Source organism: Flavisolibacter nicotianae, from assembly GCF_003628535.1.
In the GTDB taxonomy this organism is placed as follows: Bacteria; Bacteroidota; Bacteroidia; order Chitinophagales; family Chitinophagaceae; genus Flavisolibacter; species Flavisolibacter nicotianae.
In genome coordinates this window covers 79,349-103,675 of sequence record NZ_RBCI01000006.1, presented here as the reverse complement: position 1 = coordinate 103,675, position 24,327 = coordinate 79,349, and the positions used below count along the sequence as shown (strand labels likewise).

Here is a 24,327-nt window from a genome sequence, read left to right as displayed (position 1 = left end):
GAACAAATCAATTTTGGTGGATGGGTGAACTGACGGCCGTAAACTCGCGGCTATTGATGTCGAAAACATCGGAATGCGTCATGATGTGCACCACCAGGTTCGCAACGGAAATGGGTGTGCCGTTCCGGATATCAGCGATGTTGTTGTGACTGATGCTGGTTCCGTCTACCACCACCACGCTGCTCGAGCCGATCGCTCTCATTTTGCTGCCTTTTTCAATGATCACCCCTGTGTCTTCATCCAGCCCGATCCCCACAGCGCCAGGCTGCGCCGCGATGGCCTGAACCAGCCGGCCAAACCGTCCCCTGGCATCGAAATGCGTATCGAAGATCACTTCCCGCAAAAAACCAAAACCAAGGCTCAATTCAACCTGGCCTTTGAGGTAGGCCTTTGTCTCATCGCCTCCGCAAATCATGGTATTGCTCATGGCGGCAGCACCGGCACTTGTCCCGGCAATCACGAAATGTTCCGTTTCGTACCGTTCGCGGAGAATGTCCATAAACTCCGTCCCGCCCAGCACAGAGCAAAGCCTGAGCTGGTCACCGCCGGAAAAAAGAATGCAGTTGCATTTTTCCAGTCGCTCGAGTGTTTTTTTGGCGTCCGCTTCTTCGCGTTTGGTGATTTTTAAATGCCCGATTTCAATGCAGCCCAATTTGCGAAACGACCGCTTGTAGATTTGTCCTACTTCATGCGGAATGGAGGACGCCGCGGTAACCACTTCGATCTTTGGATCGCCTTTCCGGCCCGCCAAACCCACGATCTCGTTGAGGATTCCCTGGGTAAAAAAATCCAGGCTGTTTTGCCGTTCTTTTTCTTCTTCCGTGCCTTTGTCTTCGGCGCCGCCAACGGCAATCAAATAACCTTTCGGGTGCTGCATGAGGGAAAGGCATGAAAAAACATGCCAACAGAAGAGTATTCAAAACCTCTGTCAGGTCCATTCCGATTACCCATGCATGGCTGAATCCTTCCACGATTGGCCCTCTTGGCCAAACGAGACCGGGAAAATCACAGACCGCCTGTGACACAGATCAAGTGCCTGGCGGTAACAAAAAAATAATGTTTGGCCAAAAGCGAATTCTGGTACAAAATTTTTCTCTTGATTCCTCTACCAAATATTGCTTGCATGCGGGTGAAAGAAATTAATGTGCTGCGCGGACCGAATTACTGGTCGATTAAACGGCAAAAGCTTATTCAACTAACCATCGATCTAGAAGAACTTGAACACCGGCCAACCGATCGCATACCCGGTTTCCTGGAAAGGCTGCAACAATTGTTGCCTTCCCTCCGCGATCACCGGTGCAGCGTTGGCGAGCCGGGCGGCTTTTTTGAACGGGTGCGGAGGGGCACTTGGATGGGACATGTCATTGAACACATTGCCCTCGAACTTCAAACCCTGGCCGGGATCGAAGTTGGCTTTGGCCAGACAAGGGGCACCGGTGTGGAAGGCGTTTACCACATGGCATTTGAATACGGCGAGGAAGAGGAAGGTCGCTATGCCGCTGATGCTGCCATCCGGGTCGCTGAGGCGCTGATAGCCGGTGAGCCCTATGATGTGCAAAAAGACGTTGATGAAATCCGTCGCCTCTGGCACAAAGAAAGGCTGGGTCCCAGCACCGGTTCCATTGCCGGCGAAGCCGGAAAAAGAGGAATCCCGGTGATGCGCCTCGACAACAATTCGCTGGTGCAACTGGGCTATGGCTGCCAGCAAAAACGTATCGAAGCAACGATCACGTCGCAAACCAATTCGCTGGCCGTGGATCTTGCCTGCGATAAGGCCCGCACGAAGCAGTTGCTCATCGATGCCCATGTGCCGGTTCCGCAGGGAGAGGTAATTGATGATGAAGGCGAACTTGCAGAAACCATCGAGGCAATCGGCTATCCCATCGTCATCAAACCGCTCAACGGGAACCATGGCAACGGCGCAACCATCAACATCCGGGATTGGGCACATGCGGAATGTGCATTCAGACGGGCAAAGAAGTATTGTGACCAGGTGATCGTCGAAAAATTTATCTCCGGTTGCGACTTCCGTGTGCTGGTGATTAACAACCAGTTTGCAGCAGCCGCCTGCCGCACGCCAGCCTGTGTAAAAGGCGACGGTGTGCATACGATCCGCGAACTGATCGAACGCGAAAACCGGAATCCCCGCCGCGGCAATGGCCACGAGAATGTTTTAACTGAAATTATTGCCGACGAGGTTACGATCGAGTTGCTCCAAAAATGCAACTATACGCTTGACAGCATCCTGCCAATGGACAAAAAACTGCCGTTGAAACCCACAGCCAATTTAAGTACAGGCGGCACCGCAAAAGACGTGACAGACGAGGTACATCCGCAAAATAGGCTGCTGTTTGAACGCATTGCACGGAACATCGGCCTGGATATTTGCGGCATCGACGTGATGGCGCAGGACCTTTCCACCCCATTGAAAGAAAACGGCGGCGCCGTGCTGGAGGTCAATGCGGCCCCCGGCTTTCGTATGCACCTCGAGCCAACGGAAGGCAAGCCGAGAAATGTGGCCAAACCGGTCGTGGACATGCTTTTCCCCGGAAAAAACAACGGCCGCATTCCCATTGTGGCGATCACCGGCACAAACGGTAAAACCACCACGACCCGGCTCGTGGCGCACATGGTCAAATCGGCCGGCTATGTTACCGGTTTTACCTCGACGGATGGGGTGTATATCCACGATGAACTGGTGCTGAAGGGCGACTGCTCCGGCCCCGGCTCGGCACAAATGGTGCTTAAGGACAAGGCCGTGGAATTTGCCGTGCTGGAAACGGCCCGCGGCGGCATACTTCGCTCCGGTCTTGGCTACGACCAGTGCGACTGCGCCGTTGTAACCAACGTGGCCGAAGACCATCTTGGCCTCGGGGGTATCAACACGCTGGAAAAACTGGCAAGGGTGAAATCGGTGGTACCGGAATCCGTACATGCCAATGGCTATGCCGTGTTGAATGCCGACGATGACCTGGTGTTTCAAATGCGGGAAAATGTGAACGGGAAAGTGGCCCTGTTCTCCCTGTTTACCGACAATATCCGGGTCGAGGAGCATTGCGCTGCAGGTGGGCTTGCCGCCGTTTACGACAACGGCTATCTTCTCCTGCGGATCGGCAATCATTTTATCCCGGTTGAAGAAGTAGCCAATATCCCGATTACGTTTGGCGGCAGGGCCGAATTCAACATTGCCAATGCACTGGCGGCAACGCTGGCGGCTTATACGTCGAAGATCAAGCTTTCCGTCATCCGCGAAGCCTTGCGGAGCTTCCTACCGTCGAATGAAAACACACCGGGACGTATCAACATTTACGAGTTTGAGGAGTTTACCGTTCTACTCGATTATGCCCACAACCCCCATGGCGTAAGAGCGCTTGGCAAGTTTGTCAAAACATTTGACGCAACGACAAAGATCGGCCTCATTACCGGCGTAGGCGACCGTCGCAACGAAGACATCATTGCACTGGGAGAAGAAGCGGCAAAGGTGTTCGACGAGATCATCATCCGCCACGACAGCGACATGCGAGGCCGCAGCCACGAAGAGTTGGAAGGCCTGCTGACGACAGGTATCCGCCGCGTGGATCCGGCGATTCCCATTTCCTGTTTTGGCCAGGAATGCGAGGCGCTGGAAAAGGCCATGGCCCTTTGCAAACCCCGGTCTTTACTGGTGGTGCTGGTGGAGAATGTGCAGGCCATGACAGCGTTCCTGTTACGCATGCAAAAGGATCATCAAAAAGAGCTGATGAGCCTGCAAAAAGCGGTTTAATTGAACTGTAGAATAGTTTCAGCAGTAAAAATAACAGCCTGCTACGGTGTACTTCAGAAGCACACAAAAAGCCGTCGTTCGGTGATGGTAGCGCAGGGTAAGGATCGCAGGCCAGGCGATCTGCACGGGATTGAGACCGCACCGGAAAACAAAGGAAGACAGGCAATTAAACCCATCGATAGAAACGGCGTTGATTGCGGGTCCGGCGCTACACCTGCGGGCCATCCTGTTCCGGCCATACGAAAAAGGCCCATTATGGCGGTCGAAATCCACAGGTAGCCTTTTTTTTGTGGATAGCCTGCAATAGGCATAAAAACTGCATTATACCCGCTAAACACACGATATGGAACAGAATCAATATAATCCAGACAAACAACACGAAACCGACAACAGGACCGATCAATATACCGAGGCCAATGACCGCGTGACGTTCATGACAGACCTGGAGAAAGTTCAGGCCAACCTGGAAAAATATGGCTATACAGAACAATTCAGGGTGGAGAAAGGAAAGCTGCTGGGCATCGAGAGCAAAAAAAGCTATAAGCCCGGTGACGTAAAAGCCGTCAACTTTTATCGTTTCGAAGGTATCTCGGATCCCGATGACATGAGCATTCTTTACGCCATTGAAACCAGCGACGGATGCAAAGGCACCCTGACGGATGCATACGGTAATTATTCCGATGACGATACGGGTGATTTTATGAAGCAGGTGGAAGTGGCCAAGAAAACAGAAGGCATGGACAAGAAGTAATCCGCCGCGCAAACAAACATGATTGTTTGGTGAAGTCGTTGAAAACCGCGGATGGAAACACCCGATTCATGTAGTCTTTCTTTCACTAACAAAAAATCCGAAACAACCCGACAAAGAAACTGGCAAAAAGCACAAACCCGGAATCTTCTTCCGGGTTTTGTTTTTCACCATTCCAACTATATGTTTCCTTTCGGAGGCGGAGCAGTGCTGAGGAGTTGTTATCACGCTGCTGTCTTATTCACTTCAAGATGCATGACATTGGATATTGTGATATTGGTGTAACAAAATATCCAATAATGAATACCCAATATCAAACCGGAAGCGCTCATTGCAAATGGGTATCACTGGTCGGCCGGAAGCTCCTTCCCGGTTTTATCGATCTTCCACCATTTGCCGTTTTTTGAAACCTTTGCATAGCCATCGGCAAACGACACGGCATAAGCATATTTACAGGGAATGACTTCATTGCCTTTGGCGTCGATAAACCCCCACCCTGTTTTTTTACTCACTACGGCCAGTCCTTCCGTATAGCTGGATGCATTTTCATACACAAAGGGAATCACCACGTCGCCGTTTTTTGCAATAAAGCCGTAATGGTGGTTTTTGTATACCAGTGCCAGTCCTTCGGTAAAGCAAAATGCTTCGTCGTATTCAAAGGGAATGATCTCTTTTCCGGTGCTGTCGACAAAGCCCCATTTGGTGCCTTTGCTCACCGCCGCCATGCCTTCGCTGTAGTGCATGGCATCGTCGTAGACAAGGGGCACGACGATCTTGCCTGTTTGGTCGACAAATCCTTTTTTGGCGCCTTTCCCCACAAGGGAAAGCCCGCAGGAGGCATCATCAACGAATTCGAATTGTTTCGTCCATTGTTGCGACCAGATGGCGGTCGGCAGCAGCATGAGAACGACGGGGAGATAGAGTTTCATAACTGCTCGTTTTAATGTGAAAGAATTGAAAAAGCTACCTTGAAGATAGCGAGGCTATTTGGCTGCAAAGGATGATGACAGTCACCCGGTGCGATGATTTTTACCCTGCTGGGCGGACCTGTTCGACGAAAGTTGAAAGGTGAGATTGATCAATTCCGAACCTAATCCTTGTCAGTTCATGTGCCGGTGTAATAAAGTAGCTTTAAAGGTAAAGAAGCCGGCGGAATCAGTTCGGCTATCTAATCCGCAAAACCGTTTGTGATGCTGCTGCAAATTGATGATACGATGACCATCGACGAAGTGCAGGATCGATTCCAGGAATGCTTTCCTTACCTGCAGATTCGCTTTTATTCCAAACCACACGAATCAGGGCAAGGTTCGGAAAAAAAAGACCTGTATGCTCCCGACTTCCGCATTGGCCATATCCGCCGCAAACACCGCAACGGCGAATTGGAAATCAAGTCCTGGGACACGACCGCATCCATCGAGCAAAAAATGAAAGACCAGTTTGGCCTCAATATCCAGATCTTCCGTTACGATTCGATCGGGTGCTGGATCCAGACGACCTTAAGCGATACGCTGACCCTGAAGCAACTGGGCCAGTTTGCCAACGGGTTTACACCGGGCCTGTGCAACTGATGGTGTCCGGCATTGCGGCAAATGTGGCTGGCTGTTACCAGGGTCGTTTCAAAATCAAAAGTTTTTTGTTGACAGGTAACCACAGGGAAAAAAGCGCTGCTTTATGCGGCAGGCCATCGTTTTATTGTGATGACATTGTGAAGTCGAAGGTCTTTGCATTTTGCAAAACGACCTGCCCTGCAATTGCAGTCCCGCCAGGTTCAAACAGCAGTGAATCGGCTTGCGACGACAACCAAAGAAGGCAGAAAAAATCATTGCCGTCCTGCGAAACGACAGCAGCACATGCGAATTAAACTTTCCAGGAGCTTTATGGCTTCACCAATTGCTTTTCCAGTTCTTCCAGCGAAACGCCTTTTGTTTCCGGCACTTTCGTCAAAACCCACACCAGTTGAAGCGCCATCATGAACGCGAAGAAGGCAAAAATGGGCCAGGGATTGTCCTTGAAAATACCGTTTTGCGAATCCAGGAAAACCGGTGTCACTAAGGTAATGAGTGCGGCAAACACCCAGTGCACGCTGGCGCCAAACGACTGCCCGATGGCCCGGACATTGTTGGGAAAAATCTCCGAAATAAACACCCAGATCACAGCACCCTGCCCGATGGCGTGGGACGCAATAAAAAGCAGCAGGAAGGTAAGGAGCACACCGGCACCGGCATGCGAGGCAAAACACCAGGCAACGGCTGCAAGGCTCACGATATAGCCCAGCGAACCAACGGTCAGCAAGGTCTTTCTTCCCACTTTATCAATCAGGTAAAGACCAACGAAGGTGAACACCAGGTTGGTGCCGCCAATGGCAATGGAATTGAACAGGCTTTCCCTGGCGGCAAGCCCCGCTCTTTCCAGGATTTCAGGCGCATAATACAAGATGAAATTGATGCCCGACCACTGGTTGAAGAAGGCCACAAAAAAGGCCAGCCACATGATGCGGTGGTATTTCCTGTCGAGAAGATTGGGGCTGCGGTGACCCGAGGAGGTTTCATGCTGGTAGCTCCGTACGATCGTATCGACTTCCTTGTCCACGTCCACGATACCCAACCTTGACAGGATGGTTTTGGCCAGCGCTGTGCCGCTCTTTTTGGTAATGAGCCATCGGGGACTTTCGGGCACTCCTACTACAAGAGCCGAGTAAATGATGGAGGGAATGGCCAGTGCGCCCAGCATCCAGCGCCAGTCGTTGGCACCACCAACGCCTTTCAGAAAGTAGTTGGAAAGAAAAGCAATGAGAATGCCGAACACAATGTTGAACTGGTACAGGGCAACGAGCCTGCCTCTATTCGCCGGCGTGGAAATCTCGGAAATATACGTTGGCGCGGCCACCGACGACACGCCGATGCCCAGGCCACCGATAAAACGGAAAAAAGAAAAGGTATAGGGATCAGGAGCGAACGCCGTCCCGATCGCCGACAGCGAAAACAAGACGCCGATCCAGATCAGCACTTTTTTGCGGCCCCATTTCTCTGTGGGGAGACCTCCGAAAATGGCGCCGATCACGGTTCCCCACAGTGCCATCGACATGATGAAGAATCCATGGAACAAGGGGGAAGTGTGCCACAGCTCCTTGATGGGAAGATTGGCACCGGAAATCACTACCGTGTCGAAGCCGAAAATAAAACCGGCAAGAGCGGCGGTGATAGAGATGCGCTGTACATAGCCCTTTGCGGCGGCCGCCGTTTGTGCCGGGTTGGGAACGTGTGCAGTTTTGTTTGATTCGATAAACATGTGTTGGTCTTTTATGCGTGGATGATGATCGGCCCCTGATTGGGCATCTTAAATTACGGTTTTGCCGCACAAGACGAAAAACTCTTTGTTTGGTAAGCTGGTAGCGGCAGCACCGCACGCTACCGCAACGGTCTTCACAATTGCATCAGTCCCGGATCACGGGCCTGCATGTTCAATACAGCAATGTTCCCTGCACACCGGGTGCAAACCGGTCAAACAGGCAGCACTACTGCATTGCCAGGAACGATTCAAGTTATCATTCCTGTATCGGAAAACCCAGGATCTCTCCTCGCAACCACTTTCACAAAAGCCGCCTTAACGGGCAAACAACAAAAGCAGGGCAGCGATAACGCCGGCAATGGTGAGGTAAACACCCGAGCTAAACAGTTTGGTCCCCGGCTTGAACATCCAGAACGCCGAAACAGACATGAAAAGCAAGGCAATCCCGAACAGCGTGGTAAAATAATGTGCTGCGCTTTTGCTGGCCGTTTTGTGCAATTCGGTAAAGGGCACCAGCCACGAATACCATTCCTTGGTAGTATAGTTTGCCACGCCGGTTTGCGTGTTGTAGGTGCCTTCTTTAAACGTTAGCACTGCCCCTTCGGTTTTATCGACCTTGAGGTTGCGCAGACGCAGGCTGGTGCCCAGTTGCGCCTCGGTCAGTCCGGGTGAAAGCCTTTGTTCGTGCACCACGTCGTGTTTTAAAAGGTCCGTGTCGCGATAGGTTTGCAGGAGACCGCTGAGCCCATAAATGATGACCAGTCCTACGATAAAGAAACCGATTTTGTTGTGCAGGTACCGCATGTACCAACGGATGTTTTTTCTTGTCCTGGGTTTTCTTTGTTCCATGTTAATTGCTAATAGTTGATCGTTTATTGATGTTTTGCAATGTAAAGAAGGCGGTGACTTAATTTGCGTTTTTCTTTGCAGGCAGACATTCAAAAACAGAATGCTTGTAACAAAAACGGTGTAGATATACCCCGCCAGTCCCATGCACCGCCGTGCTGCCGATGCCTGCGTTGAAAGAGAAAGCGGCATGGAATGATCTCCGGAAGGAAGGGATTTGTTTCATGGCAAAGCATATAAATTTTCAATACAGCATGAAACTAATCACCGCTTTGACAGCCGGTTTGTCAAATGCTGCGAATCCGGGAAATCTTGCGACAAAAATCCTGTTGCCGGGAAGTTTTAAAAAGCGTTTGGAAAACATTTTAAAACAAACAATGTAAAAATCGCTTGTGCACTTCCCTTTACACCGTTCTTGGTGTTCTGCTTTAGACTTGTGTGAAAGCTGGATCAACAATTGAATTGCAGAAAAAATTGCAAATCGTGGGTGCTGTACTTTTTTCCTACCGTTGGTAGGCCTTGCACATTGCCAACACCTAAACACCAATGACCTCATTCTTGTTTTTGGAAGAATGCCAAAGAAAACTAAAAAGAAAAACCCTCATCAAACTCACGCCTGATAAGGGTTCTGCATTTTACTTGTGCCCAGGACTGGATTCATCCAGCCTTGGAAATCAGTTATTTATACCGTAAGTGTGTCAATGTTGTGTCGGAAACCAAAAGAACTTCTAAAGTGTGCCGGTTTGTTTGGCTTTTTATCACTTTCTACCTGTCGGTACAAATATACGCTTCCGATTGTGACTTACAAGCCTTCGCACTACATATAAAACGCATACTTCAATTCCATGTTATCGCCTTCCTCCAAATACTTAAGAATCTCACCCACGTTCCTTGCACACTCAATGGTAATGGGGTATTTCCGGTCGAATTGTGTGTTGTTCCAGTTCATCTTGGTCAGGGAGAGTATCTCATCGCAAATGGTGTTTGGCGATTCGTCGTAATGGTAAAGACGAACCTCAATTGGTGCAGGAATATACATTCCTGCATACGTTTCATAATACGGCACTGCACCACGAGTATAAAGCAAGTGATGCTTGTTTGAAAAGGAAAGATGTGTTCCTCGCAATGGCGGGTAAGCATTCTCCCGATACATTCTGAAACTTGTATCTAAAATTGTGATGAGGTCAACTTGGGCAATGTGATATTCCTTCGCTGCTGCTTTAAAGCCGTCAATTTCAGCGTCGTTAAAATTTGAAGTCTTATGCAGCACTAACCGTGTAGGGGTCTGCTTAACTGCCTCCAAGTATTCTTTCAACGATTGGGAAAGCAGATTGTAAGCCTGCAATTCACCTAAGTGCGGTGTTTTGTCATCCTTGGGTATCTTAATTTCTTCCCCTCGCAGTATCACTCCTTTGCCAAGTTCATTGAAGATTTGGGCAATGCTTGTCTGCGTTGATTTCTTGTCCCTACTTTTAAAGAAACTGATGCCGGCATAGCAGGTGGACTCGGACATATCTTTTCTAATTAAGGCCCAAGGTGTACCAGCGGCTTTGTAATACAATGCAGTAAAAAAGTTCCAAGCAATTGTCGCTGGATCTTGCATTTCTCCGGTTGGGTTGGAAATTCTATCCCGGACGATTTGGATGGGAATTTTATGCTGCATCGCTTTGGCCTTAATATACCGCCTAAAATTTTGTTCGTATTCCGTTATGTCCTCCTCCTCCTCTTTTGAAACAATCATTTCCTCGTCTGTTTGAGGCGAAAACGTTGCGGCAATAATATGCTTCATCAAATCTTCATGTAGGATTACGAGAATTACATTTGGGTTTTTATTCTTTGCGAGGTACTTTATTTCGTTTAGGTAGAGATTCGCAACTTCCTTAATGGAATCGCTCAAATCAATCTCCCTCTTGTGTATATCTTCAAAATCAGAGTTGTTGATTTTTCGTAAATAATTGTCATCCCATTTCACTTCGCTGTGGAAGCCGTTTGAAGTATTGAAGCCACAAAACGCCGGAAATAGATTCAGGTTTTGCTGCTTGCCTTTTTTGGCTGGCTTAGCCAACACTTCAGTCCGACAGCCCTCCATCCATGTGCAAATTTTTTCGATGCTTTCGCTCTTGCCAACCATGCCTACAACGATTTTCTCCGGCCTGACATTTCCAATGTCAAACGGAGAATAATCAGCAATACCGGCTTTCGGGCAAAGATGTTGATTGTATCCAAACTGTAAAGATGGCTCCTCTATGTAACGTAGGTTCATTATTCAAAAAGGGTGTTGTTAAGTTCTTTATCGGCAGATAATTCGGCTTCTCTCTCATTGAGGGGCGCAAATTCTTTAGGTGGTCGCCATTTTTCATCCTCGATTTTGGGAATGAAGTTTAAGGGCGTCAGTTGATTTACAGCCAAGTGAGGGTATTTATTTTGTTCGGTGAACAAATCGGAATACGATAAGTAGTAACCAAAAAACCTGTATTGGTAATATACGGCCTGATTGTTTTCTTGGCGTTTTAAGCCAGACAGATAGGCTTCCTCAAATCTGCTTGGGTAATGACCGCCAGGATTTGTAAAGCTCCATGTTGGGTTAACCACCAAATACCAATCCTTGCCGAAATTGACGAATGAGGGCTTGAAGGCCATATTACGGTAGCAAATGATATGGCTGTTGCCCTCCTTATCCTTTTTGCTCATCATTTCAAAAATCACGGTCTTCGTCGCTTCCTTTTTACCTTTCCATCTTATTTGCTTGATGTTCGGTACTTCCTTATGATTTTTGAAACGGAGGATTTCTTTGGCATTAATCCATTGTAATCCTTTTGCTTTACAAAATTCTATAAGTGTTTGCCGGAGCAGGTGCTTAAAGTTGTTGAGATAAGCATTGCTCTGTGAATAGTACTCTTCTGTATTGATTCGTGTTGCTGTGCCTTTGTCAATCAACCGGGTTAGAGATTCATTTGAATCATACAAATCACGAAAGGTTATCAGCTTATTTTCCCTGGTGATAAAATCGTTGCCGTAAATCTTCTTTTCCAACATTTCATCCCACAAAAGTTCTCCTTGCTTAAACATAGTTCGCTTGCGCATACCTGCATCTATTCTTCGTTGATTAATTCTTGCCTTAACAGTAGCAAAGTCAACATCTAAATCAGCGATATAAATGGCTTCTGGAAACGCAATCGGCAGAAAATTCAGGTAAAGTTTCTCCGGCTCATTTTTGAGGTAGCCGGCCTGAAACTTCTTTTTCCGTTGTTCTATTTGCGTATCCGAAAACTCGTGTTCACAAAGCCGGGCCAAGGTTTCCAGCTTGTCCAACGCTTGTATGTAGTTGATGCGTTGAAGCAAATCACCAAGGTCAATAATATTATCCTTAGCCGCAAAAGAAAACCCATCAGGAATTAGAGGCTGTAACCCTGTTTCAGAATAAGACGATTGCTTTTCGGTCAGCACATAGATGTAAAGGGTATCGTATTTTTCATCGAGCTTATTTTCTTGAAATCTATCTAACGTTCCTTTGATTTTGTCAAGGGTCGGGGTTGCGGTTACTTGAAAGGCTATTCTGTTGGCGTCGTCAATCAAATCCACTGCCGGATAATTCTTTTTCGCAAGTGCATTAGCATTTACAAGATTAAGGTCAAAGACCAAATTGAAAATGGGTATCAGCGCATTTTCAGCGTGAATGTTGATGTCATAAAGGTTTGCAGAATTGTAAGCTTTTACTTCTTCAACAAACCTTGCCAAATATTTGGCGATTTTGTCTATACAATCCTTCCGTTTCATTCAAAAATTGATTGGGTTAAGGGCTGCCTCCCCATCGCTCCCTCGTCTGGACTGGTCGGCTAACACCAATCTCCAAATCTCTTAAAGATTTTTAGAAAAAAAGTAAGAAACTATCCCCATAACAGGTTCACTTATTGTTCTTTGAATGAATTTTGGTTCAAAGAGTTCGGTTTTCTGAAAAGCGCTGGCCAAGCAAACAGTTCGTAACTTTCTCCGGCAAATTTGGAGAGCGTATGCAGAAAAAGCCCACAAGAAAAAAGTTGAACCAAAGGGAGATTCAAAAAAAGATTGACGAAGACACCATCCGAAAATTTTCCTTTATTGTTCCCCGTAAAGGCACAATAGAATTTCAGCCGCCCAAAGAAACCTATCTTAACAAGAGCATTGGGCATGACAGGCCATTTGTAAAAGTGGACAGCGACGGAAGGTTTTCTCCAGAAGGAGAAGGCGGCCACCTTGCGTATTATTACATTCCTCAAAAGGAGCACGACAAAATTCACGAGCTTTTTAAGGAGTTTGTCATTCCTGAATCTATGCACCATGACCTCATATGGGTTTACTTAAATATGGTATTTGCAGCTTGCGAAGCAACTTTCAGCACAAACTTTTACGAGCAATCGGAACGAAACCAAAAGGAATTGTTTGACGCTCTGGAACTTCTTGAAGCTTTTGCTACGGGTAAAATCCTGCTTAGAGGCATCTCCTTTGAATTTAAAGAAAAAATTCGTGACGGCGACAGGAACCTGGCCCCAGAATACGGGATATTGAAAAGCAGGAAGATAAAAGGTCACGTGGCGGCGCAATTTATTGAAAAGGTGCTTCAGAACTACAAAGCATCAAGTGGCTATGAAACAGCCCAATCAATGTACGACCATAGGAAACAATATGGGAAACCTGATATGTTTTTTGGGCATAAAAACGCCGAAAAACAGTCGCAGGGGTACTATGCTTCCATCATGTTTGATTATTTACGTCAGCAACTTTTCAACGGACTATTTGACCTATTGAATTTGCCTGAAAAATATGAAAAGGAATATACTCGTCTTCAAAAAATGTATTCACGGCGAAAGCGATTTTTGTTCATTGGAAAACTTATGATGCTTTCAGGACTTTTGATTATGAAGGAAGAAAGCTTAGATGAAGATGTTATAGAAAACATCGAGAAGAAGCTCACTCCAAAAATGCGGTCAAACAAAAAAACGCAGAAAGAAATTGAAGAACACAATAGTAATCCAGAAGACGGAATGCTGAGAGTTCAGCTTTTCCATGAACTCTTTTGATAGGGAAAAACGTACCGCTGATATTGTTGGCATTTTTCCCTATCAATGGGTCGGGTGATATTCTTTCTTTGTGGAATGAAGACGCAATCTCATTTCAATCTCCTTTCAGGAAAGGCCAATTTCACCACCGAACCCTTGGCTTACCGGCTTGCGGTACTATTTCTAATGGCAGTATTTCTGCTTCTGATTGCCCTACTATTAAAAGAATGGGTCGTGGGCTTTCTTGTACAAAATTTTTTTAGTGGAAAGGTGGCGGAAATTGGCAAAAAGGTAAAGGCCAATTTTTCCAAATCTTGAAAGCTAAATTTCTACCTCGGCATTTCTGGCGTAAATTACATGTCCTAAAATTTTGTAAATGAAACCAATGAAAATTACAGCCGACCAACTAATGTGTCCTAAGTGCGGAACCGTAATTCCGAAAGGCCAGACGAAATGCCCTAACCCAAAATGCCCGACAAACATGCCGTTGACGGGAAAGCTGAACAAAAAGCGAGAATTAGCCTAAGACCTTTTGAAAGCGGCTGATGGCCGCTTTTGTTTTTGGCTAATAAAGGAACTCGGTGCTTTTGGGGTTGGTACGAACATTCAAACATACTAATGTATAAAGGCATCTTGCAACTTTGCTTCAACTATTTGTAGTTCCAATGATTGTTCATGATTTTTTTCATCTCCTGCAACTCACTGGCAAATTTTTTAATGATGTTTTGCGCTACCATTTTCATTGAAGGATCGGTTCCTTTTTGTAAGTAGTCTTTCGCAATGGCAATCGTGTTTTGATTGTACTCTGAAAGCACATACGCGAAAACGGCATCTTTGTCTAAAGAGTCGGGAATCTCCAAATGTTTTATTTTTGGAAACGTTGCTTTCACGGGCGGCCTATAACCAGACGTAAAATTAAATTGATAAGTGTCGAAAAAATCTTCCTGTTTTTTCAATAACGATATTTTCTTTTGAGCCACCATTTTTAGTAAGGAGTCTTGCCCTGCTTTTAAATGCAGCTCGCACAACTCAATACCAGCAAAGTGATTTGTAATCATGAGCTTTGAGAAGTCATCTTCGGGATTGCCGGTTGTAGGAACGTTGCCAAAGCCTTTGTTCATTCGTTCTACGATGTTATGCAGCCGGTTTTTGTAATCCTGTGTTTCGGTGCTGCTCACGTTGACCTGTGAGGAACCCGTTGACTTTGTAGGGGGCTGAATGGGCAAAGGGGTTTCCTTCTCGCTTGCTTTGTCAACGTCTTTGCACGAACCCATAACCACCACAATGAGGGTCATCAAAAAATAAATTTTGCGCTTCATATTCTATCCAAAATTGGAAAAAATTTTTACGTAAGCCATCGCTAAGCATAATTACAAAATCCTTTGCAAAATCACTTGTAGCTTTGAAACATGAAGAAATTGAATGTACTAACCTGCTGGAAGTGCGTAATGTTGTTATCCGCTTTATACGCTTTAGCCAATCTTTAAGTCTCAATCCATATCTCTCTGAAGGCTGGCTACATTGCCGGCCTTTTTCTATTGGCTGCGCTTGCCACAATATACTAAAACGATACCATTGGTCTGCGAACATACCTTAAAAGCACAGGCCGCTTCCCTGCCATTAAAAACAGTTAACCAAACCTCATGCAGGGCATGAAGCGGAGGTGAATAAAAAGCAGGTGTTCTGAAATGCAACCTTACTTCAATAATTCTGTTGGTTGATTGGTAGGCACTTAATACCTTTGCTCCACGTGAAAAAAGCTTTGGCATATTTCTTAGCCTTTATTGTTCTGGTGGTCAGTTGCATACCTTGCTCTGACACAAGGGCTTCACGTTTGGGTACGAACGACAAAACCGTTGTTAGCCAAAGTTCAGGACAGCATAATGACAAAGACGATTTGTGCCCCCCATTCTGCCAATGCAATTGTTGCACAAATGTTTCAATAAACCACGTTGTTGCTTCGCAAGAAATTGCTCCCTTATTTGATACTCGTCAGAAGTTCGCTATTACTCCTTCTTATGCTATTCAAATGGTGTCTTTTGCCATTTGGCAGCCTCCTCAATTACATGCCTGATTTCCGCCTACTTCTTTAGCGGATTTCCCTTTATTATTCCCTTTAGTTTCTATCATTTTCAACACTGACAATGGCTAAGTCTCGTGTACGAGCTAACCGTAGGCAGTACAGCAAAAAAATCAAAGAGCCAAAGTGGTCAAAGAACAAAAAAGTTTTTATGACCATCATGGGTGTTGTACTCACCATCTTGATGATTTTAGCCATCATTCGGGCCATCATCAAATATTACCGCCTGGTCACACAATAATATCGGCATGTTAAACAAGATTATTGATTTCTCTATAAAGAATAAACTCGTCATCGGGATATTTACCCTTGCACTAATCATCTGGGGTGTATATTCTCTAAAAAAGTTACCCATCGATGCGGTTCCTGACATTACTAACAATCAGGTACAAATTATTACCGTCAGCCCGTCTCTTGCTTCGCAGGAAGTAGAGCAATTGATTTCATACCCGGTTGAGCAAACCATGTCCACTATTCCTGAAATTCAGGAAGTCCGTTCTATTTCTCGCTTTGGCCTTTCTGTGGTCACGGTAATCTTTCATGATGACGCTAACATTTATTGGGCGAGGCAGCAGGTTGCAGAACGTCTGCCCGAAGCCCGGAACGCTATTCCGCAAGGCGCTGGCGAGCCGGAGATGTCGCCTATTTCAACCGGCTTGGGCGAAATTTACCAATACGTCATTCACCCCAAAAAAGGTTACGAAACAAAGTATGACGCCACGGCTTTACGTACCCTGCAAGACTGGATTGTGCGTAGGCAGTTGCTCGGTACGCCCGGCATTGCCGAAGTAAACAGTTTTGGTGGTTTTCTTAAGCAGTACGAGATAGCCCTGAACATCAACCAAACCCGGAGCTACAATATCTCTATCTCTGACATCTTCACAGCGTTGGAAAAAAACAACCAAAACACAGGCGGTTCCTATATTGACAAAAAGCCTAACGCCTACTTTATTCGCAGCGAAGGATTGATAAACAATCTCGGCGACATAGAACGTATTGTGGTGAAGAAAACGGAAACAGGCTTTCCGATTACCATCCGTGACATTGCGCAAGTGCGTTTTGGCTCTGCAAACCGCTATGGCGCCTTAACCCGTGACGATAAAGAAGCCGTTGGCGGCATTGTAATGATGCTGAAAGGAAGCAACTCCAGCGAGGTTGTACAACGGGTGAAGGAGAAGATGGTACAAATTCAAAAATCGCTACCCGAAGGCGTGACCGTAGAACCTTTTTTAGACAGAAGCGAATTTGTTAGCAGGGCTATTGATACGGTAAAAAGGAACCTTTTGGAAGGCGCCTTGATTGTCATTTTCGTATTGGTTCTTTTCTTAGGCAATATCCGTTCGGGTTTAATTGTCGCTTCCGTTATTCCTCTGGCTATGTTGTTTGCCATTTCGCTAATGAATTTGTTCGGCGTTTCCGGCAACTTAATGAGTTTGGGTGCCATTGACTTTGGGTTGATTGTAGATGGGGCGGTGATTATTGTAGAGGCAACCATGCACCATCTTGCTAACCGGCGACAAGGAAAAATAACACAGCCTGAAATGGACGAAGAAGTAGGGGCTTCCGCAAAGAAGATGATGAACTCCGCTGCTTTTGGACAAATAATTATTCTTATCGTTTATCTCCCTATTCTTGCCTTGGTAGGCATAGAAGGAAAGATGTTCCGCCCAATGGCACAAACGGTTTCGTTTGCCATACTTGGTGCCTTCCTGCTTTCATTGACCTATGTGCCGATGGTGAGTGCTTTGTTTTTGAATAAAAACATCAAGCACAAAAAGAATTTTTCTGACAAAATGATGGACCGCATTCAACGGCTGTACCTACCACTTATTAAAGGAGCCTTGCGTTTCAGAAAATTAGTGGTGGTTATTGCCGTGGCATTGCTTGGATTGGCAGGGTTGTTCTTTACGTTTTTAGGGGGTGAGTTTTTACCGACGCTTGAAGAAGGTGATTTTGCAGTAGAAACCCGACTGCTTACCGGTAGTTCGTTAAGCCAGACCATTGACAAGGTAGAACAGGCTTCAAACATTCTTCATAAAAAATTTCCCGAAGTAAAAGAGGTAATCAGCAAAATCGGCGCATCGGAAATACCTACCGACCCAATGCCGATTGAAGCGGCTGACCTTACCATCATTTTGAAGCCAAAGGACGAATGGACAAGTGCGCATGGCAGAGAGGAATTAGCTGAAAAAATGCAAAAAGAATTGGAAGTTATTCCCGGCGTAAGCTTTGGTTTTTCCCAACCCATTCAGTTGCGTACAAACGAATTAATTTCTGGTGTGCGGCAAGATGTGGGGATTAAAATCTTTGGCGAAGACATGCAGGTGCTCTCCGAGCTTTCAAAAAGAATAGGTGCCATTGTACCTACCGTGCAGGGCGCTGAAGATTTATACGTTGAGCAAGTAAGCGGGTTGCCGCAAATATCCATCAAGCTTAACCGTGATAAAATAGCGCAACATGGCTTGAATGTTTCCGACATCAATCAAGCCATCAATACTGCCTTTGCCGGTGGCAGTGCCGGTACTGTGTTTGAAGGCGAAAAGCGATTTGAGTTGGTCGTGCGGCTGCAAGAGAGCGAAAGGCAAGGCATTGAAGATGTAAAGAGGCTTTTTGTTACGGCGGCTGATGGTATGCAAATCCCATTGGAGCAAGTAGCCGATGTGAGCTTGCAATTAGGCCCGAACCAAATACAGCGGGAGCAGGCGCAGCGAAGAATTATCGTCGGCTTTAACGTAAGAGGTAGAGACATCGCTTCAGTGGTGAAGGAAATGCAGCAGAAGATTGACCAAAAAATAAAAATGCCTACTGGCTACTTTCTCACCTATGGCGGCCAGTTTAAAAACTTAGAAGAAGCAAATAAACGTTTGTCTGTTGCCGTACCCGTTGCACTTGGGCTAATTCTTTTGCTGCTCTATTTCACCTTCGGTTCATTCAAGTATTCCATCCTCATTTTCATGGCCATTCCCATGTCGGCTATCGGCGGCGTGTTTGCTCTGTGGCTAAGAGGGATGCCATTTAGTATTTCTGCCGGTGTAGGTTTCATTGCACTCTTTGGCGTAGCAGTGTTGAACGGGATTGTTCTCATTACTGAGTTCAATCGCCTAAAGAAAGAGGGCATGACTGACCTCGCTAAAATCATTTTCACCGGAACTGCCGTTCGATTGCGTCCAGTATTGATGACGGCGACGGTAGCTTCTTTGGGTTTTTTACCAATGGCTTTATCAACTGGTGCCGGTGGCGAAGTGCAAAAGCCGTTGGCTACCGTAGTTATCGGCGGTCTGTTAACGGCAACCCTTCTGACCTTGATTGTGTTGCCGGTGCTTTACACCTTCTTTGAAGGGTTTGGAAAGAAAAAGCAACAGAAAATTGATACCAATCACACGCCTTCCGCTTCAGTAGCGCCAAAAGTTTTGGGCTTGTTTTTATTGTTGTTGGCAGGAACGGTTGTAACGGCTCAAACAACTTCCCCTACCATTGACTTGCCAACAGCCATCGGCCGTTCATTGGGTGTCAATCCAAACATCCGGGTGGGTAATCTTGATGTACAATACCTACAGACGTTACGTGCATCTACAAGAGATATTGGGAAAACCAACATCAATCTTACCTATGGACAGTACAACAGTCTAGTACCCTATGACAACAACATCACCGTTACTCAAAACATCCCCAACCCGGTTTATCTGCGCCGGTTAACGGAACTGGCCGATGCTACCATTGATGCCAGTCGCTTGCAACTAAAGGTGTATCAGAGCCAGATAAACTACCAGGTAAAAAGCCTGTACTATCGGCTTATTTACCGTACCGAGCAGCGCAGGCTTGCCGATACGTTAATCAACCTTTACGAACGGGTATTGCGTGCAGCGGACATACGCTTCAAGTCGGGTGAAACCAACATCCTGGAGAAGTACAATGCCAATACGCAGTTGCAGGAAGCTATAGCACAAAAGGCGCAACTCAATGAGCAGTTACGGACCGACTTGCAACAATTAACCCTCTTTACAAGAGATACAGCCATCAGCGGAATAGCCGATACGCTATTGAGGGAAAAGCCAATTGCCTTGACGATTGACAGCGGCCAATTAAACAACAACCCGGAATTGCAAGTGTTGCGCAGCCAAATCGCCGTGGCTTCAAAAGAGATAAAAGTGGAACGGAGCAAGTTGCTGCCTGATTTCAGCATTGGATATTTCAATCAATCCCTGGTAGGTACTTACGATGTTGACGGCAGGCAGAAATATTACGGGGCGGGCAAACGCTTTCAGGGTATTGAGGCCGGCATCAGCTTATCTCTTTTCTCCAAGCCGCAGAAGGCAAGGATTAGAGCCGCAGAAGTAAACCAACAGCGCAGGGAAGCCGAAGTGCAAGCCTTCTATTTTGGCGTGTCGCAACGGGGTAATCTTTTGCTGTCTGAATTGCGGCGTCTCTCTATTCAACTTGCCTACTATCGCAATACGGCGCTTCCAAACGCCGAGTTGCTCATTCGCACGTCGCAACGGGCATTTGAAGTTGGCGAGATGGATTATTACCAGCTTTCGCAATCGCTCAACAATGCCAACAACGTTCGCCGCCAGTACATAGAAATTTTAAATCAATACAACCAATCAGCCATAGAACTGGAACTAATTCTTGGCCTTTAAACTAAAATGATGATGTATAAGATGTCATATAAAATAATTGTTTTTGCCGCCTTTTTTCTCGCTGCCTGCTCCTCAAAAACCAAAGAAGAAAAGCCGCCGGTAGCAAAAGAGCACGACCCGAACCTGGTTGAATTTACCCATGAACAATACACTACGGTAGGTGTGCAATTGGGAAGCGTAACACCCACCAACTTGAGTAACTACATAAAAGCATCCGGCACCATTGACGTTCCGCCGAAGGATTTAATAAGCGTGGCCTCACCTTACGGTGGCACCATTCGCAGCACCACTGTTATCGAGGGAAAGTTTGTTCGTCAGGGAGAAGTGTTAGCCACTATTGAAAACCCTGAATTTGTGCAACTGCAACAGGACTTTCTGGAAAGCAGCAGCCAGCTTTCATTTCTGCGCCAGGACTTAACAAGGCAGGAAGAACTGGTACGGGAAAACATTGCGGCCCGCAAGTCATTGCAAAAGGCGAGCAGTGAATACAATAGCATGGTGGCAAGGGTGGAAGGTTTGCGGTCAAGATTACGCATTGCCAACATCAACCCAGCCAAAGTAAGAGCCGGGAATTTTACCTCACGCATTTCCATCGTCGCACCAAGCAACGGCTACATCACGCATGTTTATTCAAACGTGGGCAAATACATCGGCGCTAACGAACTTCTGGCGGACATGGCAAACACCAGCAATATTTTGGTGCGGGTAAAGGTGTTTGAAAAAGATTTGCCGCACGTGAAGATGGGACAAACCATCCGTTTCCGGGCCACCGGCGACAGCATTGAACGCACTGCCCAAGTATTTCTAATCGGGAAAGATATTGATGCCGACCGCACCGTGGAAGTACACGGAAAAATTACGAACCCTGTGGCTACACTGCTGCCTGGCATGTTCATCAACGCCATTATGGAAGTAGGTGCTGCGTCTGTACCGGCATTGCCGCAAGCTGCCGTAGTACAGTCAGGTGGTAAGAACTACATTTTCGTTCAGGAAGAAGGCAAGCCGGAAACCGACAGCACAGGTAAAATAAAGGAAGGGGGTGAAAAACACTATTCGTTTCGCCGGGTAGAAGTAGGGGTAACGGTTACAGAAAACGGTTTCACCGCCGTTACCTTACCCGACGACTTTGACATGAAAAGCAAAGTGGTTATCAAGGGTGCTTATGACCTGCTTTCCAAGATGAATAATGCAGAAGAAGAGGAAGGATAAAAAAACAGCAATGAAAGGAAATGAACCATGTATTTTTTAATATAAAATCTAACGTCATGAAACAGTTTATCTGCTTGTTGGTGCTGGTTGGTTTCGTATCAGCAATGAAAGCGCAAGATGTCATTACCTTAAAAACAGGGGAAATCATCAACGGCAAGGTTTCAGAAGTAGGCATCAACGAAATAAAATATTACAAGGCTACGAACTTAACGGGGCCGGAATATGTAACCGGCAAAACCAATGTGGCACAAGTTCAATACGCCAATGGCACAAAGGACGTATTCGGCGCAACGGTATCAAACCAGCCAGCAAACAACGTGGTAGTGGTTCCGCAAACTACGCCGCAAACGGTCATAATTGAACAGCCTGTGCGCCAGTACCGGTATTACAATCCTTTTCCCATCGTCATCCCGCACATTGATTTGGGGCATCATGTGGATATCGGATTTCGCAGCTACGGCCATCACGGACGGCATCATTAAGTTCAGTTAAAACAGGGTCTCTCATTTAATCACTCTTAAAATCAATTAAAATGGAACAGCAGCAACCCGGCCATCACCATTCAGGCCACAAACACGAAGCCCTCATCCAAACCCTATTGGATTGCGCAAGAGCTTGCGAAGAATGCGCTACCGCCTGCCTCGATGAAAAAGACGTAACGCCAATGGCCCACTGCATTGAACTGGACAGAGACTGTGCGGAAATCTGCTTTCTCGGTGCAAAGCTCTTGCTACGGGACAGCGAAATTTCGCACAAGTTCCTCGTGATTTGCGAGGAAGCCTGCCGCGAATGCGCCGAAGAATGCGGTATGCACGAGCACGACCATTGCAAGCGTTGCGCCGAAGCATGTAGAAGGTGCGAACAGGCTTGCCACGAACATCACGGCCAGCAACAGATGAAGTAGGTGGTCAAGCGTGTTGCGATTGATAGCGCCGAAAATGAGAGCTATTGTTTGCAGTACGAATGCGGAAAGCACTTAAGTCCCCTCTTCTACAACTAAGAACTTAATCCGCCACTTTATGAATTTAGGGTGAAACCCTGCCGCCTTACATCTGCCAGGTAATGGTTGTGCAGGGTTTACACCCGCCAATTAAAGTTGAAAAATGGATGTAAGTACCGAATTGACCATTGTTATTAAAACCATCATCGCATTTCTGTTGGGTGGTGTCATTGGTCTGGACAGGGAGCGGCACGGGATGGATGCAGGCATAAGAACGTATGCGGCAGTTTGTATCGGTTCGGCGTTATTTACTGCCATTGCCGCCCATTTGGTAAACGATGTTGCCGCCGCATCAAGAGTAATAGCCAACATCGTTACCGGCATTGGTTTTTTGGGAGCCGGAATAATTTATCGCAATGGGCATTCCGGGTCATCTCATGGGCTAACGACGGCTGCAACGGTCTGGTGTACTTCCGCTGTGGGTGTGGCAGTAGGGTTAGATATGTACATTATAGCGGTGGTAGGTTCTGCGTCGCTTTATTTTTTGTTGTCGTTGCACCACCAAAAATGGTACATGCGGTGGAAGAAAAAAATGACAAGCAAGTATGGCGTTGATAAAACCGGCGATTAGTTACGCCGGAAAAAATTCAAAATGGATGAAAACAATCAATCATAAATAAGTAAGCTGAATGAAAACCTTGCTTTGCCTTTGTTGCCTTTTTGTTTGTTGTAGCGGATATGCACAAAACAAAATTTTTTATTCTTCTTCCGACGTCGCAAACGTTGGTGAAGAAGGCCACGGCATTGCCAAGATTAAAATACCCTGGGGACGGCTCGGCAAAACCATTCGGGTAAATTATATGGATGGCTGCGAGGCCGTGTTTGGTGAGAGAGCAATATGGGGATTTGAAAAAGATGGTAAAAAACTGCGGTTATACGATGGGGAAATTTTTGAAATCGTGGACAGCGGGGTGATTGTTTTTTACAAATCGTATGCGCCGCATCCGGTTTATTATTTCAGCGAAGATTTTAACAGCAACGTGGTCTTGCTTGAAAGGCCAAAACTTTTGAAAGTTTTACCACCCGAAAAATTAGTGTTGTTGTGGAAAGAACACGGCATAGTAAAAAGTATGTTTTAAATGAAAGGCAGTAAATGATACAGATACTTCTGGGCACCTTGCTATTGGGCTTGGTACATGCGCTGATACCAAACCATTGGCTGCCGTTGGTTGCCGTGGCGAAGGCGGAACGCTGGTCAAAAAAAGAAGTGACAAAGATTGCGTTTGTCTCCGCAATGGCGCATGTGTCTGGAACGGTGTTGTTAGGAATTGTATTGGGCAATGTGGGGCAAACGTTGGCGCATCGTTACGATGATTATGTACACATTATTGCGCCGGTTTTGCTCATCGTGTTCGGGCTTATTTATTTCACCATCAACCTGCCGCACCATCACCATTCAATGCAGCAGGACGTAGCAGCTTATAAACAATCAAAGCGTAGATGGGTTTTGATTTTTGTAGCCATGATGTTTTTATCACCGTGCCTGGAAGTGGAAAGTTTGTTTTTGTCGGCCGGCGCTTATGGCATGGACCACGTTTTTGCAATGGCCTTTGCCTATGCTATCGTCAGTGTATTCAGCATCATGGCCTTGGTGGTATTTGCTTTTCAAGGTATCAAGCTATTGGACACGCATTTTTTTGAGCACCACGAAAAACGCCTGACCGGAGGCATATTAATTGGCGTAGGAATACTAAGTTTTTTTATTCATTAAATAGAG

The 24,327-nt window shown here is 46.4% G+C and carries 19 protein-coding genes; 12 read left to right on the top strand and 7 right to left on the bottom strand.

Annotation, left to right across the window (positions count from 1 at the left end):
• Positions 1-7: 7 nt before the first annotated feature.
• Positions 8-877 carry a cyanophycinase gene (locus D6024_RS16765; RefSeq protein ID WP_121355810.1) on the bottom strand — a complete coding sequence of 290 codons (870 nt, stop codon included), beginning with the start codon at positions 875-877 and terminating at the stop codon, positions 8-10.
• A 246-nt stretch (positions 878-1,123) separates the two neighbouring features.
• On the opposite strand from D6024_RS16765, the gene cphA reads away from it, so the two are divergent.
• Both cphA and D6024_RS16750 read left to right on the top strand, forming a co-directional pair.
• Complete coding sequence (gene cphA / locus D6024_RS16760) at positions 1,124-3,763, top strand: cyanophycin synthetase (RefSeq protein WP_121356019.1); 2,640 nt, start codon at positions 1,124-1,126, stop codon at positions 3,761-3,763.
• Between the two features lie 343 nt (positions 3,764-4,106).
• A complete protein-coding gene (locus tag D6024_RS16750; protein WP_205573304.1) occupies positions 4,107-4,514 on the top strand; it encodes a hypothetical protein in 408 nt (135 codons plus the stop codon).
• Positions 4,515-4,855: 341 nt separating this feature from the next.
• On the opposite strand, the gene D6024_RS16740 is transcribed toward D6024_RS16750, so the two are convergent.
• A complete protein-coding gene (locus D6024_RS16740; protein ID WP_121355807.1) occupies positions 4,856-5,440 on the bottom strand; it encodes a WG repeat-containing protein in 585 nt (194 codons plus the stop codon).
• A gap of 261 nt (positions 5,441-5,701) precedes the next feature.
• On the opposite strand from D6024_RS16740, the gene D6024_RS16735 reads away from it, so the two are divergent.
• The gene (locus tag D6024_RS16735) at positions 5,702-6,079 is read left to right on the top strand and encodes a hypothetical protein (protein WP_121355806.1); all 378 of its coding nucleotides are present in this window, start codon (positions 5,702-5,704) and stop codon (positions 6,077-6,079) included.
• 307 nt (positions 6,080-6,386) lie between these two features.
• Here the strand turns inward: D6024_RS16735 and D6024_RS16725 are convergent, their stop codons facing one another.
• The 4 genes from D6024_RS16725 to D6024_RS16705 form a co-directional block, all read right to left on the bottom strand.
• Positions 6,387-7,799, bottom strand: coding sequence for a sugar porter family MFS transporter (locus D6024_RS16725; RefSeq protein WP_121355804.1), 1,413 nt, complete (start codon positions 7,797-7,799; stop codon positions 6,387-6,389).
• Between the two features lie 315 nt (positions 7,800-8,114).
• Complete coding sequence (locus tag D6024_RS16720) at positions 8,115-8,648, bottom strand: hypothetical protein (protein ID WP_121355803.1); 534 nt, start codon at positions 8,646-8,648, stop codon at positions 8,115-8,117.
• Between the two features lie 814 nt (positions 8,649-9,462).
• The gene (locus D6024_RS16710; protein ID WP_121355801.1) at positions 9,463-10,908 is read right to left on the bottom strand and encodes an argonaute/piwi family protein; all 1,446 of its coding nucleotides are present in this window, start codon (positions 10,906-10,908) and stop codon (positions 9,463-9,465) included.
• Positions 10,908-12,422, bottom strand: a complete 1,515-nt coding sequence (locus D6024_RS16705; protein ID WP_162944824.1) for an SMEK domain-containing protein — start codon at positions 12,420-12,422, stop codon at positions 10,908-10,910. The genes D6024_RS16710 and D6024_RS16705 overlap by 1 nt, the downstream gene beginning before the upstream one ends.
• Positions 12,423-12,655: 233 nt before the next feature.
• On the opposite strand from D6024_RS16705, the gene D6024_RS16700 reads away from it, so the two are divergent.
• Entirely contained in the window at positions 12,656-13,702 is a 1,047-nt protein-coding gene (locus tag D6024_RS16700) for a hypothetical protein (protein ID WP_121355799.1), read from the top strand.
• Positions 13,703-14,331: 629 nt separating this feature from the next.
• Here D6024_RS16700 and D6024_RS16685 read toward each other — a convergent pair.
• A complete protein-coding gene (locus tag D6024_RS16685; RefSeq protein ID WP_162944823.1) occupies positions 14,332-14,802 on the bottom strand; it encodes a DUF305 domain-containing protein in 471 nt (156 codons plus the stop codon).
• Between the two features lie 629 nt (positions 14,803-15,431).
• Between D6024_RS16685 and D6024_RS27625 the strand changes: the two genes are divergently transcribed.
• The 8 genes from D6024_RS27625 to D6024_RS16650 all read left to right on the top strand — a co-directional run bounded on the left by D6024_RS27625 (position 15,432) and on the right by D6024_RS16650 (position 24,321).
• Entirely contained in the window at positions 15,432-15,755 is a 324-nt protein-coding gene (locus D6024_RS27625) for a DUF6660 family protein (protein ID WP_394338470.1), read from the top strand.
• A gap of 254 nt (positions 15,756-16,009) precedes the next feature.
• Complete coding sequence (locus tag D6024_RS16680; RefSeq protein WP_121355795.1) at positions 16,010-20,401, top strand: CusA/CzcA family heavy metal efflux RND transporter; 4,392 nt, start codon at positions 16,010-16,012, stop codon at positions 20,399-20,401.
• A gap of 21 nt (positions 20,402-20,422) precedes the next feature.
• Positions 20,423-21,610, top strand: coding sequence for an efflux RND transporter periplasmic adaptor subunit (locus tag D6024_RS16675; RefSeq protein WP_162944822.1), 1,188 nt, complete (start codon positions 20,423-20,425; stop codon positions 21,608-21,610).
• A gap of 56 nt (positions 21,611-21,666) precedes the next feature.
• Positions 21,667-22,092, top strand: coding sequence for a hypothetical protein (locus D6024_RS16670; protein WP_162944821.1), 426 nt, complete (start codon positions 21,667-21,669; stop codon positions 22,090-22,092).
• Between the two features lie 50 nt (positions 22,093-22,142).
• On the top strand, positions 22,143-22,514 hold the full coding sequence (locus D6024_RS16665) for a four-helix bundle copper-binding protein (RefSeq protein ID WP_121355792.1): 372 nt from the start codon (positions 22,143-22,145) through the stop codon (positions 22,512-22,514).
• A gap of 199 nt (positions 22,515-22,713) precedes the next feature.
• Positions 22,714-23,181 carry an MgtC/SapB family protein gene (locus tag D6024_RS16660; RefSeq protein ID WP_121355791.1) on the top strand — a complete coding sequence of 156 codons (468 nt, stop codon included), beginning with the start codon at positions 22,714-22,716 and terminating at the stop codon, positions 23,179-23,181.
• Positions 23,182-23,239: 58 nt separating this feature from the next.
• Positions 23,240-23,689, top strand: coding sequence for a hypothetical protein (locus D6024_RS16655; RefSeq protein ID WP_121355790.1), 450 nt, complete (start codon positions 23,240-23,242; stop codon positions 23,687-23,689).
• 50 nt (positions 23,690-23,739) lie between these two features.
• Positions 23,740-24,321: a hypothetical protein gene (locus D6024_RS16650; protein ID WP_162944820.1), complete on the top strand. Its 582-nt coding sequence runs from the start codon at positions 23,740-23,742 to the stop codon at positions 24,319-24,321.
• Positions 24,322-24,327: the final 6 nt, after the last annotated feature.